Consider the following 16,138-nt stretch of genomic DNA (forward strand, 5'->3'; position numbering starts at 1 on the left):
TTTCACAAAGTGTGCCTATTTGACGCACACTCTCACACGTCTCCAAACTTAAAGAAGTGATCGCGCTTACGATTTTGAAACCTTGCAGAGAGGCAAAGTTTAAACAGCTGTTCAGAGAATAGCTGTCCGAATTCCTAGTTTGATAGAAGCTAATTTAATAGGCGAATCTCTTTTTTTTAACTGCGCTGTAACTTCAAGAAGTGTTGTGTTCTGGCCAGCTGCTGTTTGAGGACAGGAACTGAATCCAGGGTTCTTCAGGTCGACGGTATTCGGCCAGTTGCAGCTCCAGAACACGCAGATCTGCATCGGAGATGTCGTTTGCGGCGCTCTCACGTTGGCTGATCCTTTCCCTAAGTATCGATTCATCGATATCGAGCCAGAAAAAGTGGAGTGGGGTGTGGCAGCTATCTGCCACTGCTTTGAGCTGGCTGCGGGAGTCAGGGTGGATGAAGGTGGCATCAAGGATTACTGAGAAGCCTGCACTGAGGGCTACCCTGGCGGCATCGAACACGGCTTTGTATGTGTTGGTATGCATCTCGCGGCCATACAGCTCCAGCTCAGGGTATGAAAGGGCGATGCGCTTGCGGGTAGCATCACTGCGGATAACCACTGCAGACTCGATACCACACCCCAGCAGGGCCAGATGACTTTTTCCACTGCCGGAGAGTCCGCCAATAGCAAACAGACAGTTGCTGCGTTTTTTGCTGTAGCTGAGAGCCAGGTCAAAATACTTGCCCGCTTCTAAAAGCTGTAGCTCGCACTCTTTCCCTTCCAGTTCATCGGCCAGAAGACAGGCCACCTTGCCACGTACCGATGCACGGTAGAAGAGGTAAAGTGGCAGAAGTCTCAAGCCATTGTAGTCACCCGAAAACTCAAGGTAGCGAGAGAGAAAACGCATGCCGAGTTCAGGCCGGAGGTGCGCATCACAATCCATGATCAGAAAAGCGACATCGTTCATCGTATCGATGGTGCTGAAGTCGTCATTGAATTCGATGCAGTCAAAGAGGTGCGGGTGGCCATCAATCAGGGTGATGTTCTTCAGGTGCAGGTCGCCGTGACAGTGGCGAATGTGTCCCATCTGCTGCCGCTCTTCAAGAAGTGGGCGCAGTCGCGGAAGTTCGGCTGCTGCAAACTCAGACAGGGCTATAATTGTTTGTCGGTTCAAGCCGCTGCTCGCATGCTTTGATGCAACCTCAAGGTTGGTCTCGATATGGCCCTTCAGGAGAGAGATATGGTTGATCTCCCGGTTGGGTTCTGAACTTTTATGGAATCTGGCACAATCGGCAGCCAGGCTATCCATCCATGAGTCATCGAAATTGCAGGCTTTCAGTCTGCGATCGAGAAGGTTGGACTGTGAAAAGCGGTGCATTTTAAGACAGTAATCAACGATATTACCACTGCCGCCAAGGGCGAAGGTTGTGCCACTTGCACACACAGGAAGAACCCCCAGATAGATCTCTGGCGAAGTTCTCTGGTTGAGTTCCAGTTCGCGTTCGCAGAAGTGTTTTCGCTTGGCAAGCGTGGTGAAGTCGAGAAAACCGAAATCAACCGGCTTTTTGAGTTTGTAAGCGTAATCGCCAGCCAGAAATACCCATGAGATATGGGTCTGGATCATCTCTATCCTTTCTGCCGGGTGCGGGTAGGTCTCAGGGTCGAAAAAGGATCGGATATGTGCAGGAAGTGATGCCATGCTTAACAGTGCTCTTCAAAGAAAACAGGCCCCGGTATTAACCGGAGCCTGAAAACTTGCCAGCAGCAATGGTTCAACCGTTCTGGATGAACATGCCACGATTGATGTCGCCGATGCTGATCATGCCGACCAGTTCGCCGTCATCGACTACAGGAATACGGCGCAGGTTCTTCAATCCCATAAAGGACGCTGCTTTCAGAACCGGGGTGTCTGAGGCGACGGTCATCGGATCAGGCGTCATTACATCCCTGATTTTCATGCACATTACACGTTTGTAGTTTTCTTCCATGTCTTCGAAGTCGCGTCCGGTTTTCGCATCGTGGATATATTCACCGAAATTCGGATAGAGCGGCAACATTGTGTCGCGGATAGTGACAATGCCGATCAGTTTGTTCGCATCATCGACAACAGGCAATGAGCCACAGCGGCGCATTACCATTTTACGCGTTGCATCATGCAGTGTGTCGTCTGCCTGGCATGTCAGGCATCCATGTGACATTACATCTGAAACTTTCATGATTCCCCCTAAACAAATCAAAACTTAGATAATGCGAGTGCATTACAGTGCCGAGCATAGACCTAATTATATTTTTGTGCACCCGCTTTATCTGTCAGGAATCTGTTGACAGGCCAATGTGAATCGTTATCGTTCCGCGCCCATATCAATGGCAGTTGAGAGGCTGCAAGGAGCAAGAAAACGTGGCAAACCATGCATCAGCACTCAAACGTGCACGTCAGGATCAGAAAAAACGTCTGCAGAACCGCACGCAGAAATCTACTATGCGCACTGTTATCAAACAGGTGTTGGCCGCTGTAGAAGCCGGTGACAAAGAGACTGCATCAGCAGCGCTGCGTCAGGCTACCTCACTACTCGATCGTGCCGGTCGTAAGAATCAGATTCACGCAAGCCAGGCTTCCCGTCGCGTTTCACGTTTGAATGCACGTGTAAAGTCGATCGCCTGATTTAATTTTCCGATTTTTAAAAGCCCGTCTGACTTTGGTCCGGCGGGCTTTTTTTTGTGCTTAAATATGTAGGATGCGAGTGATTGGAATCCGGTCTGGAGGGGGAGTGATGAATATCCTGATTATCGGCGCATCGCGTGGTATCGGTTTGGAGCTGGTCAAGCAGGCAATTGATGCAGGTCACCATGTTACAGCACTCATGCGCGACAAGTCCGTTTTTGATGGCCATCCGCACAAAAGACTTAAAGTTCGTCAGGGTGATATCATGAACCGAAATATCGTGGAGGGGGCATGCGTCGGTCAGGATGCGGTCTGCATTACGGTTGGCATGGTCCCGACAAGCAAGCCGATCAAGCTCTTCTCTGATGGGACCAGAAACGTTCTGGGCGGCATGGAGAAAGCTGGTGTCAAACGACTACTGGCCGTCACAGGTATCGGGGCAGGGGACAGTGAAGGTCACGGCGGCTTCTTTTACGACAAAGTGACCAGACCTGTACTGCTTAAATATGTTTACGACGATAAAAATCGTCAGGAGGAGCTGATAAGATTGAGCGACCGTGACTGGACTATTATACGGCCAGCGCTTCTGACCCGAACAGTCTCTACAGGAAAATACCGGGTATTAACTGACCTGACGGGTATTAAAGCGGGCAAGATTTCCCGTGCCGATGTCGCTCACTTTATGCTGGCTGAGCTTGAAGATCCGCAATATATCCATCAGACACCATTGCTGACCTACTAGCCTTTGACGACGTAGGTGATGGTTGGTATTCGCTATTGAAGTGGTATCATGTCCCGTGAATGAAAAGACGATAAGGGAAGAAGGAAATGAGTGAAGCAAAGAAGAAGAGTGAAGTGAAGAAAATGTCCAATGCCGAATATGAAAAGGCGCTGGCTGATATCTATGTCAAGCTGGTGAAGTGGCAGTACTGGATCAAAGAGAAGGGGTTGCGCGTTATCATCATCTTTGAGGGGCGCGATGCGGCCGGTAAGGGTGGTACGATCAAGCGCCTGCTTGAGCCTTTGAATCCACGTGGCTGTAATGTGGTGGCACTTCCGGCCCCCTCTGACCGTGAAAAAACACAGTGGTATTTTCAGCGTTATGTACAGCATTTCCCTGCTGCCGGCGAAATAGCGGTTTTTGACCGTAGTTGGTACAACCGTGCCGGTGTAGAGCGTGTTATGGATTTTTGCACGGATTCCGAATACCGGGAATTCATGCGCACCTGCCCGGAGTTTGAGCGCATGATTGTTCGCTCGGGTATTGTACTGCTGAAATACTGGTTTTCGGTCAGCGATGAGGAGCAGGAGCGCCGTTTCCAGAGGCGGGCAACTCATGCCACCAAACACTGGAAGCTTAGTCCGATGGATCTAGAGTCACGCAACCGCTGGGTGGAGTACTCCAAGGCCAAGGATGAGATGTTTTTCTATACCGATATTCCCGAAGCACCGTGGTCTGTGGTGGATGCCGATGTTAAGAAGCGCGCTCGCCTGAACTGCTTAACCCATATTCTGGATTCGATTCCTTATAAGGATATTATGCCGGCACCGGTGGCACTGCCGCCGCGCAAACAGCAGGGTGACTACAAGCGCCCGGCTATCGATTCACAGACATTTGTTCCAGAGAAGTTTTAACGCCTGACTGATAAAGGGGGCTGTATACCGGCTTGTGTGATCGATGCCGATATCAGCCCCTGGTTTGTCTTTACAGCGTTGCTTTGTGCCGCTGTCAGATTCAATCAATCCTCTTTTTGACCGCGAACAATATCGGGATTGGCTGCACGGAAGCCAAAGAAGAGGCCGATTACTACGAGCGGAATGGTAACTGCCCAGCGCACGTTTGAATTCACTTCAGCCCTGTACTCGAACAGCAACAGAGCTATGAACAGGCAGGTTCCGAAAATTATAATATCCATGACACGGGTGTTTTTTTCCATATCTAAGTCTCCAGAGAAGTGTATGTGCGCTATGTTAGCGGCCTCTGTTGTTAATGAACACCCGGCCAAAGGCGGGGCATAATCAACGACGAAGGTTGTAACAAGCACGCTGTTATTGTGAATTAAGGTTTTATTCATCTCTTATGATCATTATGCTGCGTGCGCATCGCAGCGAACGCCGAAAACATGGAGATCTGTTTGTCCGAGAATATCCGCGAGATACCTTACAACTACACCTCATATTCAGACCGGGAAATTGTTATTCGCTTTTTGGGCGAAGATGCTTGGGATGATATGAATGTACTGCGCACCCAGCGTCGTACCGGTCGTTCAGCGCGTATGCTGTTTGAGATTCTCGGTGATCTTTGGGTGGTTGAGCGCAATGTATTTCTCCGCAATGACCTGCTTCATAACCAGAAGCGACGCCAGCAGATGTTTCGCCGTCACTACGATCGCCTGGCCCGTATTACCGAAGGCGCATCGGATAACCCGCGCGCCCAGAAAATGGCAGCCTGTACCAGCCGTATGCTGGAAGATTTTTATGGCTGGTTTGATAACGAACCGGCCCGTCGTAAAAAGGCACGCAAGGCATTTGCAAAGCATACGCATCCCAACAATGTCCATTTTGATGCCTATACACTGGCCCATCATGCGACCGATGCGACCGACTGGCGCCATCATGCACCATTCTGTGTTGTAACCCCGAATTCCGCTGAGGAGCTGCCGGGGCTGATTCGCGCCACTGCCGAGCTTGAACTGGTCGTGATTCCGCGTGGTGGCGGCACCGGTCTGTGTGGCGGTTCTGTACCGCTTTCCAATAATGCCGTGATCATCAACGTTGAAAAACTGGATCAGATCAGCCCGATTTCAACAGCAGATATCGGCAATAAAGGCGAGGTTGCCACGATTACTGCCGGCGCAGGTGCTGTGACGGGCAAGGTGATGGAGGCCAGTCAGCCACATGTGTTTGCGACCGATCCAACCAGCCTGTGGGCCTGCACCATTGGAGGCAATGTCGCATCCAATGCCGGTGGTAAACATGCAGTGATCTGGGGTACCTGTGTCGACAACCTGCTTAGCTGGAAAATGGTAACACCTCAGGGTAACTGGCTTGAGGTTGAACGCATCAATCACAACATGGGCAAGGTGCACGACGAGGCGAGTGTGGAGTTCCGTCTCACCCATACCGATTCGATCTCCGGCCATAAAATCAGTGAAGAGAAGCTGGTTATTGCAGGCAACATGTTCCGTAAAGAGGGATTGGGTAAGGATGTGACCCGCAAGGCGATGGGGGGGCTTCCAGGTGTGCAGAAAGAGGGCACCGATGGATTTGTCGTGGAAGCGACCTTTGTGCTGCACCGTGCTTTTGATGTGACCCGTACTGTATGCTGCGAATTTTTTGGCCAGGAACTCTCTGATGCCACCAAGGCGATGGTGAAGATCAAGCATCATGTCGATGCGCTGGAAGGTGCACATCTTGAGGGGCTGGAGCATTTTGACGAGAAATATGTCAAAGCGATCGAATATATCTCCAAATCACCCCGTCGTGAGGCGCCACGCGTCGTACTGTTGATCGATGTTTCAGGCGATGATGAGCATGCGGTAGGCAAGGCCTGTGCAGATATCTGTCGCATTACCTCCCATGGTAATGGCGAAGGATTTGTGGCCACCTCCGAGGCCGATCGCAAACGTTTCTGGGGTGATCGTGGCCGCATGGCTGCCATTGCCAAGCATACCCGCGCCTTCAAAATGAATGAGGATGTGGTGATACCGCTGGATCGACTGTCGGAGTACAACGATTACGTTGAACATCTGAATATCGATAACTCTATTCTCAACAAGAAGGATGCGATTGAGGCGATCTCAGCCTATCTCGCTGATGCGCGCACGCGTATCAGTGGAAATCGTTTGGAAACCAGCGACCTTAACCTTGAAGACGATCCCTACCTGACTGAAAAACTTGATCACTGCATCACGCTGCTCTCGGAGACCCGGGAGAAGTGGTGCCGCCTGCTCAAAGGCATGGATGAGCCAGCCTGGGAAGTTGCTCATTTCCTTGAGGGTATTAAGTACAAACGTTCTGAACCGCTGTTCAGGGTGATTCAGCGCTCCGCATTGCGTATCTCCTATCGCGAGGAGGTGGAGAAGCCGCTGTGTGATATGTTGCGTGGCCATGACCTTCTGATTGAGGGTGTGAAAAAGGCGCACAAAAAGGCGCTTTCCAGCCGTATTGTCGTAGCAACCCATATGCATGCCGGTGATGGCAATGTTCACACCAATATTCCGGTCAACTCGAACGACTACTCCATGATGAAAAAGGCACACCGGGTGGTTGAGAAGGTGATGGCCAAGGCGGTGGAGCTAGGCGGTGTAATCTCCGGTGAACATGGTATCGGTATCACTAAGCTGGAGTACATGGACAAGGGGCTGTTGCAGGAGACTGCCGACTATCTGAAACGTGTGGATCCCGATCACCTGTTCAATCGTGGCAAGCTGATGCCGGATACCGACCTGAGCCTGAGCTACACCCCGAGTTTCAATTTGCTAGAAATGGAGTCGATGATACTGGAGGCGGCTGACCTCTCCGATCTCTCCGAAGCGATTTCACCATGCCTGCGCTGCGGCAAGTGCAAACCGGTATGTAATACCCACTTTCCGCGTGCAAATATGCTCTATAGCCCGCGCAACAAGATCCAGGCTTCCGGTGCGATGATCGAGGCGTTTCTGTATGAGTCACAGACCGGTTCAGGTATCTCCTTTGAGCAGTTCGAAGGCATGCAGGATATCGCTGATCACTGCACCATCTGCCACAAGTGTGAAAGCCCATGCCCTGTGAATATCGATTTCGGTGAAGTGACTGAAAAGATGCGCGCACTGCTCAAGGATAAGGGACAGGCACGCTTTAACCTTGGTTCGAAATTGTCGCTGCTGTTCCTGACGCTGCAGAATCCCAATGCTGTCCGTTTTATGCGTGAGGCTGTGATTCGCTGGGGTTATGCCGGTCACCGTATGCTTAACCGCCTGGGTAAAATGGGGGGGCTGGTGAAGGCGGAGCCTGCTGCCAGTCGCAATCTCGAAGGTGTGCAGGCACAGGTGATTAATTTCATTGAGCGCCCGCTGCCTGCCTTGAAGGCGGGAACGGCGCGCCAGAAGCTGGGTATTGAGTCCAGTGATAAGAACATGATTCCTGTGTTGCGCGATCCTAACAAGTCCAATGGCCGCGCAGTCTTCTATTTCCCCGGCTGTGGTTCAGAGCGCCTCTTTTCAGAGGTGGGGCTTGCGACACAGGCGATGCTGTTTGATCTTGGCGTGAATGTGGTGCTGCCACCCTCCTATCTCTGCTGTGGCTATCCATCCACTGCCAGTGGTGATCATGAGCGGGGTGATCAAATCTCCTATGATAACAGGGTACTGTTTCACCGTATCAGGAATGCACTTTCCTATCTCGATTTTGAGGCGGTGATTGTTTCCTGCGGTACCTGCTACGATCAGTTGACCAAGTATGAGCTGGAGCAGGTTTTCCCTGATGCGCCACTGATTGATATCCATGAATACCTGATGGAGCAGGGCGTGAAAAGCGAATCTGTTACTGGTGCGGAATACATGTATCACGTGCCGTGCCACTCCCCACTCAAGCGGCACGGAACCAAGGCGGCTATCGAAATGCTGTTGGGAGAGGATGCTGTGAAGTCTGAAGATTGCTGTGGTGAGGCGGGTACACTGGCTGTCGCACAGCCTGCTATTGCCGGCAAGATTCGCATGCGCAAGGAAGAGCAGATGCAGCTTGCCAAGGCACAGCTGCCCGGTGAAGGCGAACAGAAGATTCTTACATCATGTCCATCATGCCTGCAGGGGCTCTCTCGCCTGGAAGGGGTGACCGGGGTGGAAGCCGATTACATCGTTGTGGAGCTGGTCAAACATCTGCACGGCGAGGAGTGGCAGAAAGAGTTCATTCAGAAGGTCAAAAATGGTGGCATCGAAAGGGTGTTGATGTAATCATGACAGTAGCAAGGCTGTTGCTGATTGCATGCCTGTTTTCATTGGCAGCCTGCGCCAGCGGCCCACCGAAGAATGTCGACAACGCCTGTGCAATCTTCAAAGAGAAGGATGACTGGTACGAACACGCTTACGACTCATTCAAGAAATGGGGCGTGCCGGTGCATGTGCAGATGGCGATCATGTGGCAGGAGTCGCGTTTTCGTGCCGAAGCCAAAGCCCCCAAGGACTATCTTCTCGGCTTCATTCCCTTCGGTCGTAAGTCCGATGCCTACGGTTATGCGCAGGTAAAAACCGCCACCTGGGACTGGTACATTGATCAGGCTGGCAGCTGGGGTGCGGACCGTGATGATTTCGAGGATGCCACCGACTTTATCGGCTGGTACGGTAACTACAGTTACAAGACACTCGGTATCTCCAAATGGGATGCCTACAACCAGTATCTCGCCTATCACGAAGGTCATGGCGGCTGGAAGCGTAAAACCTACAACAAAAAACCGTGGCTGATTGGCGTGGCCAAAAAGGTGAAGCGTAAAGCGGCGATCTACAGTGCACAGATGAAACAGTGCGCGGGAGATCTGGATGATGGCAGCTGGTTCTGATTCGGGTCATCCATGACCCTCACAAATCTGACTTAAGCCGTGATAGCCTTGAAAAACGCTGTATTTAACGAGATATCTTGCTTGCGAAAATAGATGCCCACTGATGATTCTTGGCTTTCTGATTCAGCTATCGAATTCCATGCTACTGTTCCAAAAACTTCGATATTGGATGTGCCATGAATGTACCGAAGGCCGACCTCAAGGCCGTTGTTCACATGACCATCAACCAGAAGGGCCATACCAAATGGTGAGATATTCTGCACCTCCAGAATAGAGGTGGGATGTCCATCAATAGTCAGGGAAAGTTCCCCTTTCGGCTGCAGTTCAGAGCTATGTCTGAGGCAATTGCGGCGTTCTTTCTCCAAGGCAGACCTCCTATGCGATACCTGAGATGCATGTTTTATCTGTGTACGTATCTCTTGCCGATCCTTTAGTTACAGACTATCCAATCTTCAGATATGGATCAGTGAGTCTTTTGAAGAGGGCCACATTCAAGGCTGTTTTATCCTTATGAAAGTAAACGCCTATCCTGAAGCCTCCTCCCTCTTCTTTACTGTTCTCCGCCTCACTCCAGGCCACTGTCCCAAAGGTCTTGACCTCATCGTCACCATAGCGATAGCGAAGCGTCACCTTGCTCCCGGTGGTGATGGGTTCACCAATGGAGAGGCCGGTTCCAAACGGTGAAATATTCACCAACTTCCAGACCTCAAATATTTGCTCGCCAAATAAAAGGGTAAGCTCACCTTTCGGCTGTAGATCAAGGTTAAAACAGTACCTGTCAGCACTCCGTCGCTCACTATTCAAAACAGATCTCCCATCAATGACCGAAACACCAACGCATTTTTTCATATAACTACAGTAAACAGAAACATGCATATGCATTCCAAGAGCATAATCTACTTGGAACCTTTATCGATTATGTGACGGGGCTTTCATATTTTAATTAATATTGAGTGTACGCGATTGGCTGGAACCGCTCATTTTAAGAATTGAAATTAGCGGCTGAAAACCTTCTGCAGGATTTCGGTGGTACGCTTGGCTGGGTTTTTGCGGATCGCAGCCTCCTCTACAGCCATGTAGTGAAAGATACCCTGTAGTCCTAAGTCGAGCACATGCTGGGTGAGGTTGGCCTTTACATCCGGTACGAATGGCATGGTGGCGTATTCCCCCATAACAGAGTCGTAGGCCTGTACTGCGCCAGCCTCATTCAACGCCTGCTGCACGATGGGGCGCATCTCATCCGACAGTGGGCTGCTCATCTTGCCTTTGAAATATTGCGTGGCGGCATCGTTGGGACCGTTAAGGATGTTTTTAGCATCGGTGATGGTCATCGCCTTGATCGAGTCGCCGAAGATGCGCTTGGCTTTGGGGGTGGCGAGCTCTGCCGCCCGGTTCAGCTTTAATTCCAGATCTTCCATCATATAACCCATGCCGACTGCGTTGAGGGCTGACTTCACGGTTTGCATGTTCTCAGGCAGTGGGATATGAATCTTCGGATCACCATTAAAACCGTCGGTTCTGCTCAGTTGCCCGACCACCTGTTCGGAGCCGACACGCAGCGCGTCCTTAAGCCCTGCAACCATATCCGTGTTGGTCAGTGGGTTTGCTATCGCCGTTGTAGCGTCGCTGTCTTGAGTACTATTGTTGACCTCACCCAGAATGCCGCCGAGCTGATCCATCCAGCCGGCAGTGGCTGTTGTGGCGAACAGTAGTGTCGTGGCAAACAGGCCGGATTGAAGCATACGAAGTGGTGTCATGAAGTCCTCCTGATAGGAAGGTTTAAGCGTAGCGGATCAGTCAGTGCGCAGCCATAGCCACAGAAGCAGTGCGAGTAGCAGCCAGAGCAGAACCACGACGGCTGCAGCGGTTCTGTTTTTCGGCATGGTGAATGGATCTTTGAGCGCCTTCTCCCGGCAGGCCTGCCAGACGGGATCTGGGATCAGGTGAATGGCAAGCCAGATGCCTGTAGGAACGATCAGCAGGTCATCGAGGTAACCGATGACGGGAATGAAATCGGGAATCAGGTCGATGGGACTGAGCGCATAGGCGACAACGGCTACAGCAATAGCAGCGGCAAGCCACGGTGTCTCGGGATGCTTGGCTGCAAGGTAGAGGGCCTGCAGGTTGGTTTTCAGCGTGGCTGCCCACTGCCGAAGGCGATCTTTGACGTTACTCACCGCCATCTTCAATAATGGTGCAGACAATGGAGCGGGAGGAGCGCGGTCCATCGAACTCACAGAAGAAGATATTCTGCCAGCGGGAGAGGCCGAGCAAACCGTCAATCAGAGGGATGGTTTCCGATGGACCGACGAGCCCGGATTTCAGGTGCGAATCGCCATTGCCATCCTGCTTGTCGTGTTGCCATACTCCCTTTGGGATAAGCCTCTGCAGCAGGTGGACCACATCGGTTTGCACACTCTGATCCCAGTTCTCCTGAATCATGATGGCGCATGTTGCCCCCTGTGCATAGACGCTAACAATGCCGTTGCGGATGCCGGACTCATGCACGATGCGATTAATCTCATGGGTGATATCAACCAGCTCTTCACGGCTGCCGGTGGAAATTTGAATCGTCTGACGCATGGCGATGAGCTTACGGGGCAACAATCAGCAAGGCAAAGTAGGGGACGATGCTGAATACGAAGATGCAGACTTTGTAGAAAGCCATGCCTGTATAGTGTATCGCATCGAAACGCTCATCCGAGAGTTTGAACCAGCGGGTATGCATGGAGTAGATGAAGCTGCGGGCGAAGATGAAGAAGGCAACCCACCAGAGCAGCAACCCCATATGGATAACTGCGGACCAGAAAAGGAGATCACGAAGCATTTCAACTGTCATGGGAGCACCTCCGTTGTGAACAACCTTCTTTATTATTATAGTCTATCATTCTATGTCTGTTTTATTCTCTCCAGTAACTGCCCGGACGGGCCTGCTATCATGACAGTGTTGTCCCTGTTTCCGACCGGAGGGGAGGAGCGACCCCTTGAAGGCCTCTATCTCGGACTGAATCTGCATCGACAGGCTGAGGACGGTGACCTGCTGATCTACTCGAACTACATCAGTAGTTTAGACGGACGCATCTCACTGACCCTTGATCATTCGGGTGAGTCCCAGGTGCCAGAAGCTATTATCAACGGGCGCGACTGGCGGCTCTATCAGGAGTTGGCGGCACAAAGTGATGTGATGATCACCTCGGCTCGCTACTTCAGGCAGCTTGCTAAAGGCCAGGCTCAGGATCTGTTGCCGGTGGGGCAGGAGCCGGCATATGCAGACCTGAACGGCTGGCGAGAGTCAGAGGGGCTTAAGGCGCAGCCCGATGTGGTTATCATCTCCAACAGTCTCGATATTCCTGTGGGCTCACTAGCAGTGCTCAAGGGGCGGCGAATCCTTATTTTCACTGGAAAACATGCTGAGGCTTCGAAGGTGGACCGGCTTGAGGCTGCCGGGGCTGAACTGTTTGTGATGGATGGCCCCGAGGTATCCGGCGCGGCACTGAAAGCAGTTTTGATCGCTTTGGGCTACCGCAGCGCCTACATGATAGCCGGCCCCCTGGTGCATCGCACCCTGATTGCCGACCGGGTACTTAACCTTCTGTTTCTCACAACCCGTTTAAGGTTGATTGGCGGCGCAGGTTTTGACACCATTCTTGGTGGGGATATCGGGGGGGCTGTGGAGATGCATCTGCGCTCACTCTATCTGGATCGGAATGCCTCAAATGCACAGTTTTTTGCGCAGTATGCATTGCAACAGGGGTAACAGAGGTTCATATTGCCAAAACCGGGCCATGGAAGGCCCGTTCAGCCTGTCGACTGGCAGGCCTGGCTTGGAGGGTTGATGCTGCAACGGATAGGCTTTAGTGGGTTGGGGATTCTTATGGCGGTGCTGTTCTGGCCCGCTGAGGCACTGCTCCATGTTTTTCTGTTCGGCGATGAAAGTTTTCTCGATAACCTGCTTAGTGCTGATCCGGATGAAATATGGATGAGGGTTCTGATTTCCGCAGTACTGATCGGGTTCGGTTTCTTTGCACAGCGCGGTTTTGTTCAGGAGCATCGACTGCGGGAGGAGTTGCAGAAAAAGGGTGAGCGCCTGCAGGAGATTATCGATCGCAGTTACGATGCCTATGTCAGTGCAGATGCAAACGGAACCATTATTGAGTGGAACCGCAGTGCCGAAATCCTGTTCGGCTGGCCAAGACACAAGGTCATTGGTGAGCCGCTCGACACGATCGTTCCTGAACGGCTGCGCGAGGATCATCACCGTGGATTTCAGCACTACAAAGCTACCAATATTGGCCCAATCCTTTACAAACCAATGCGGACTATGGGGCTGCATCGCGACGGTTTTGAGTTCGCTATCGAGATGGTGATTACCCCGCTCAATACGGAGGGTGCACTGGAGTTTTTCGCATTCATCCGCGAACAGAGTGACTGATTCCTCCATAGCCTCGTTGTTTTATTCTTCTCAGGAGCATGCAGATGTGTGATCTCTACGGCATACCCAATTGCGACACCATGAAAAAGGCACGCCGGTGGCTGGATGCACATGCTGTGGCCTACAGGTTTCATGATTATAAAAAAGAGGGTATTGATGCCGAGCTGCTTGCAGTGTGGGTTGAAATGGTTGGCTGGGAGGTGCTGCTCAACAGGCGAGGCCTGACCTGGAGAAAATTGCCGGATGAGGATAAGTTGGATATTGATCAAGCGCGAGCCATCGAACTGATGACAGTTAACCCCTCAATGATCAAACGCCCGGTTCTGATGACAGGCGGGCGCGTCGAGGTGGGTTTCTCTGAGCAGGCTTACGCCGAACTGTTCGCTTGAGTCAGCATCAGAAGGTCACTATTCCGGGGCCTGCAGGGGGACTGCAGGGACTCTATCATGCCGGTGAGGAAGAGAAGCCTGCGGTGGTAATCTGCCATCCGCATCCGCAATTCGGCGGCACGATGCGCAACAAGGTGGTCTACTGGATGGGGCGTGCTTTTGAGGAGAAGGGATGCTCTGTGCTGCGTTTCAACTATCGCGGTGTGGACGAATCTGAAGGGCAGTGGGATGAGGGCAGGGGTGAGGCCGATGATGCAAGGGCGGTGCTGGAGTGGATGCACCAGATGCACCCATATGATCCGCTATGGCTGGCCGGGTTCTCGTTCGGTTGTTATGCAGGGCTGCAGGCAGCCAGAACGGATAGCCGGGTATCACACATGTTTGCCGTGGCCCCAGCTGTGAACCTCTGGCCCTTTGCATTCATGCGCGGCGAAACAAGGCCGATAACGGTTATCTCCGGAACCGAGGACGAGATTGTTCCATTTACCAGGGTACGATCCAGCGTGAAAGAGAAGCCGCATATCCATTTCCATGCCATTGAAGGGGCAGGCCACTTCTTTCCCAATCACATGGAGCAGATGGCCAGCGCGTTGCTGAAGGATGTTTTTGGCAGCCAGTAGTTCGCGGCTTATTTTACGTTTTTGATTAATGTGCCGGGCGCAGGCTTTTCATCGATGCCCATGCCATTAAGCGCAGCCAGCCTGTTGGCGGTAAATCGGCCAAGAATATTGTTTCTTTGCGCAGCCAGTTTTTGCCATGAGTCTCCTGCCTGCCATTTGTACAGCGTGATGCGCGGAATATCACCGTCCCGGACTTTGTCATAGCTACGGAAGCTGTTGGCAATCTGGCTGAACTGGCTGACATATTTGTTGAACTGATCACGATGGCTCCACATGGTGAGCATGTAAGCCTTTCTACCATCAAGAAAGACATGGGCGTCGATCATGGCTTCACTGACATTGGGGGCAGACTGCCTGACCTGACCATGCGCATAAGGCATGCCACTGCGCACACCACTCTCCAGCTTGAGAATGTGCCTGTCGGTAAACATCTTTTTAACAACTTCTTCGGCACTCATCCGTTTCTGCATTTCGTTCATGGTGAGCATAAAATAGACCTTCTGCTGTCTGACGCGTGCCGTCAGTGCCTGCGGTGAGTTGGTAATCACCCACTCTTTCGGAAAGGCAAGCTGAATGCCCAGCTCAGGATGCAGGAACCGGCGACCGACAACGGCGCCCTGTTCAGCACTGTCACCATAAGCATAGCCATCAATTGCTGCCAGTAAGGCTTCCCTGTTGACCATGCCTGAGCGTCTCTGGAGTGCTGTAGCCTTGGCAATAGCTTCTTCGATTCGCTTGGATGTTTCCGGGTGAGAGGCGAAAGCACCGTGGTATTTCTCGACCTTCTCACCGGCGTCTATCCTCTCTTTCGTGTCAATATCATCCAGTCGCTTCAATGTTTTCAGAATGCCGATGGTTGCGCTGGGGTCATAGCCAGCCTGTGTCAGATAGCGGATGGAGAGCTCATCTGATTGCAGTTCCGCATCGCGACCGTAACCCTTCAAAATAGCTGTGGCCATGACATCGCCGAGCATGCCTGCAGCCTGTGGGATGGGTATAAAGATCGAGGTGATAGCCATGCCTGTCTGATAGGCGCGGGCCTTGGATATCTGCTGTACGGAATGGCGTGCTGTGACGTGGCCCGCCTCGTGGCCGAGTACAGCGGCCAGCTCCGCTTCATTGTTCATGTGGTTGACCAGGCCACGATGTATACAGATATAACCGCCGGGCAGAGCGAATGCATTGATGGTGTCGTCATCAACGACATAGAAACGGAAAAAGAGATCCTTGCGATCGGCCGTGGCTGCAACCCTCTGTCCGACTGAGTCGACATAGCGTGCCAGTGGATCATCCTCGGGCAGCAGGACGATGCTCTTGCTCATCTCGGCAAACACCTGTTTGCCGATCGCCAGCTCCTCCTCCTCCGAGATCATGACGAAATCCTGCTTGCCTGTGGCAGGGTTTGTGGCGCAGCCGGAGAGCAGGATTATTAGAGAAATCAGAACTATATAAGGAAATTTCACGCATGAACCTCCGGTTTCGAGAAAGCCTGTAAAGAGCAGGACAGGC

19 protein-coding genes are annotated in these 16,138 nt (G+C 52.0%); 9 read left to right on the plus strand and 10 right to left on the minus strand.

Annotated elements, in window-relative coordinates:
- Window positions 1-193: 193 nt before the first annotated feature.
- Together Ga0123461_RS03865 and Ga0123461_RS03870 are read right to left on the minus strand one after the other, a co-directional pair.
- Complete coding sequence (locus Ga0123461_RS03865; protein ID WP_100277121.1) at window positions 194-1,690, minus strand: bifunctional aminoglycoside phosphotransferase/ATP-binding protein; 1,497 nt, start codon at window positions 1,688-1,690, stop codon at window positions 194-196.
- Window positions 1,691-1,763: 73 nt separating this feature from the next.
- Complete coding sequence (locus tag Ga0123461_RS03870; RefSeq protein WP_100277122.1) at window positions 1,764-2,207, minus strand: CBS domain-containing protein; 444 nt, start codon at window positions 2,205-2,207, stop codon at window positions 1,764-1,766.
- Between the two features lie 182 nt (window positions 2,208-2,389).
- On the opposite strand from Ga0123461_RS03870, the gene rpsT reads away from it, so the two are divergent.
- The 3 genes from rpsT to ppk2 all read left to right on the plus strand — a co-directional run bounded on the left by rpsT (window position 2,390) and on the right by ppk2 (window position 4,288).
- A complete protein-coding gene (rpsT, locus tag Ga0123461_RS03875; protein ID WP_100277123.1) occupies window positions 2,390-2,653 on the plus strand; it encodes a 30S ribosomal protein S20 in 264 nt (87 codons plus the stop codon).
- A 109-nt stretch (window positions 2,654-2,762) separates the two neighbouring features.
- Window positions 2,763-3,395 (plus strand): NAD(P)-dependent oxidoreductase, encoded by a 633-nt coding sequence (locus Ga0123461_RS03880; protein WP_100277124.1) that lies wholly within the window; start codon window positions 2,763-2,765, stop codon window positions 3,393-3,395.
- Window positions 3,396-3,481: 86 nt separating this feature from the next.
- Entirely contained in the window at window positions 3,482-4,288 is an 807-nt protein-coding gene (gene ppk2 / locus Ga0123461_RS03885) for a polyphosphate kinase 2 (RefSeq protein ID WP_100277125.1), read from the plus strand.
- A 104-nt stretch (window positions 4,289-4,392) separates the two neighbouring features.
- On the opposite strand, the gene Ga0123461_RS03890 is transcribed toward ppk2, so the two are convergent.
- Window positions 4,393-4,590, minus strand: a complete 198-nt coding sequence (locus tag Ga0123461_RS03890) for a hypothetical protein (RefSeq protein ID WP_100277126.1) — start codon at window positions 4,588-4,590, stop codon at window positions 4,393-4,395.
- 186 nt (window positions 4,591-4,776) lie between these two features.
- On the opposite strand from Ga0123461_RS03890, the gene Ga0123461_RS03895 reads away from it, so the two are divergent.
- Entirely contained in the window at window positions 4,777-8,586 is a 3,810-nt protein-coding gene (locus Ga0123461_RS03895) for a DUF3683 domain-containing protein (RefSeq protein ID WP_100278667.1), read from the plus strand.
- A 2-nt stretch (window positions 8,587-8,588) separates the two neighbouring features.
- Window positions 8,589-9,188: a transglycosylase SLT domain-containing protein gene (locus Ga0123461_RS03900; RefSeq protein WP_100277127.1), complete on the plus strand. Its 600-nt coding sequence runs from the start codon at window positions 8,589-8,591 to the stop codon at window positions 9,186-9,188.
- Window positions 9,189-9,220: 32 nt separating this feature from the next.
- On the opposite strand, the gene Ga0123461_RS03905 is transcribed toward Ga0123461_RS03900, so the two are convergent.
- The 6 genes from Ga0123461_RS03905 to Ga0123461_RS03930 all read right to left on the minus strand — a co-directional run bounded on the left by Ga0123461_RS03905 (window position 9,221) and on the right by Ga0123461_RS03930 (window position 12,027).
- Window positions 9,221-9,553, minus strand: a complete 333-nt coding sequence (locus tag Ga0123461_RS03905) for a hypothetical protein (protein ID WP_100277128.1) — start codon at window positions 9,551-9,553, stop codon at window positions 9,221-9,223.
- Window positions 9,554-9,629: 76 nt separating this feature from the next.
- Window positions 9,630-9,992 carry a PilZ domain-containing protein gene (locus Ga0123461_RS03910; RefSeq protein ID WP_100277129.1) on the minus strand — a complete coding sequence of 121 codons (363 nt, stop codon included), beginning with the start codon at window positions 9,990-9,992 and terminating at the stop codon, window positions 9,630-9,632.
- A gap of 191 nt (window positions 9,993-10,183) precedes the next feature.
- Entirely contained in the window at window positions 10,184-10,945 is a 762-nt protein-coding gene (locus Ga0123461_RS03915) for a DUF4197 domain-containing protein (RefSeq protein ID WP_232710345.1), read from the minus strand.
- Window positions 10,946-10,981: 36 nt separating this feature from the next.
- Window positions 10,982-11,371 (minus strand): YkvA family protein, encoded by a 390-nt coding sequence (locus tag Ga0123461_RS03920; protein ID WP_100277130.1) that lies wholly within the window; start codon window positions 11,369-11,371, stop codon window positions 10,982-10,984.
- Window positions 11,358-11,771: a secondary thiamine-phosphate synthase enzyme YjbQ gene (locus tag Ga0123461_RS03925; RefSeq protein WP_100278669.1), complete on the minus strand. Its 414-nt coding sequence runs from the start codon at window positions 11,769-11,771 to the stop codon at window positions 11,358-11,360. Before Ga0123461_RS03925 ends, Ga0123461_RS03920 begins: the two co-directional genes overlap by 14 nt.
- Before the next feature lie 10 nt (window positions 11,772-11,781).
- Window positions 11,782-12,027, minus strand: a complete 246-nt coding sequence (locus Ga0123461_RS03930) for a DUF6868 family protein (RefSeq protein WP_100277131.1) — start codon at window positions 12,025-12,027, stop codon at window positions 11,782-11,784.
- Between the two features lie 15 nt (window positions 12,028-12,042).
- Between Ga0123461_RS03930 and Ga0123461_RS03935 the strand changes: the two genes are divergently transcribed.
- From Ga0123461_RS03935 to Ga0123461_RS03950, 4 genes are read left to right on the plus strand one after another with little or no spacing between them, the layout of a single operon-like run.
- Window positions 12,043-12,945: a RibD family protein gene (locus Ga0123461_RS03935; RefSeq protein WP_232710349.1), complete on the plus strand. Its 903-nt coding sequence runs from the start codon at window positions 12,043-12,045 to the stop codon at window positions 12,943-12,945.
- Window positions 12,946-12,957: 12 nt separating this feature from the next.
- Window positions 12,958-13,620: a PAS domain S-box protein gene (locus tag Ga0123461_RS03940; protein ID WP_157819214.1), complete on the plus strand. Its 663-nt coding sequence runs from the start codon at window positions 12,958-12,960 to the stop codon at window positions 13,618-13,620.
- Window positions 13,621-13,664: 44 nt separating this feature from the next.
- Window positions 13,665-14,009, plus strand: coding sequence for an ArsC family reductase (locus Ga0123461_RS03945; protein ID WP_232710351.1), 345 nt, complete (start codon window positions 13,665-13,667; stop codon window positions 14,007-14,009).
- Window positions 14,006-14,629, plus strand: a complete 624-nt coding sequence (locus Ga0123461_RS03950) for an alpha/beta hydrolase (protein WP_100277134.1) — start codon at window positions 14,006-14,008, stop codon at window positions 14,627-14,629. The genes Ga0123461_RS03945 and Ga0123461_RS03950 overlap by 4 nt, the downstream gene beginning before the upstream one ends.
- A gap of 8 nt (window positions 14,630-14,637) precedes the next feature.
- Here the strand turns inward: Ga0123461_RS03950 and Ga0123461_RS03955 are convergent, their stop codons facing one another.
- Window positions 14,638-16,092, minus strand: coding sequence for a M48 family metalloprotease (locus Ga0123461_RS03955; RefSeq protein WP_232710353.1), 1,455 nt, complete (start codon window positions 16,090-16,092; stop codon window positions 14,638-14,640).
- Window positions 16,093-16,138: the final 46 nt, after the last annotated feature.

Source organism: Mariprofundus aestuarium (assembly GCF_002795805.1).
In the GTDB taxonomy this organism is placed as follows: domain Bacteria; phylum Pseudomonadota; class Zetaproteobacteria; order Mariprofundales; family Mariprofundaceae; genus Mariprofundus; species Mariprofundus aestuarium.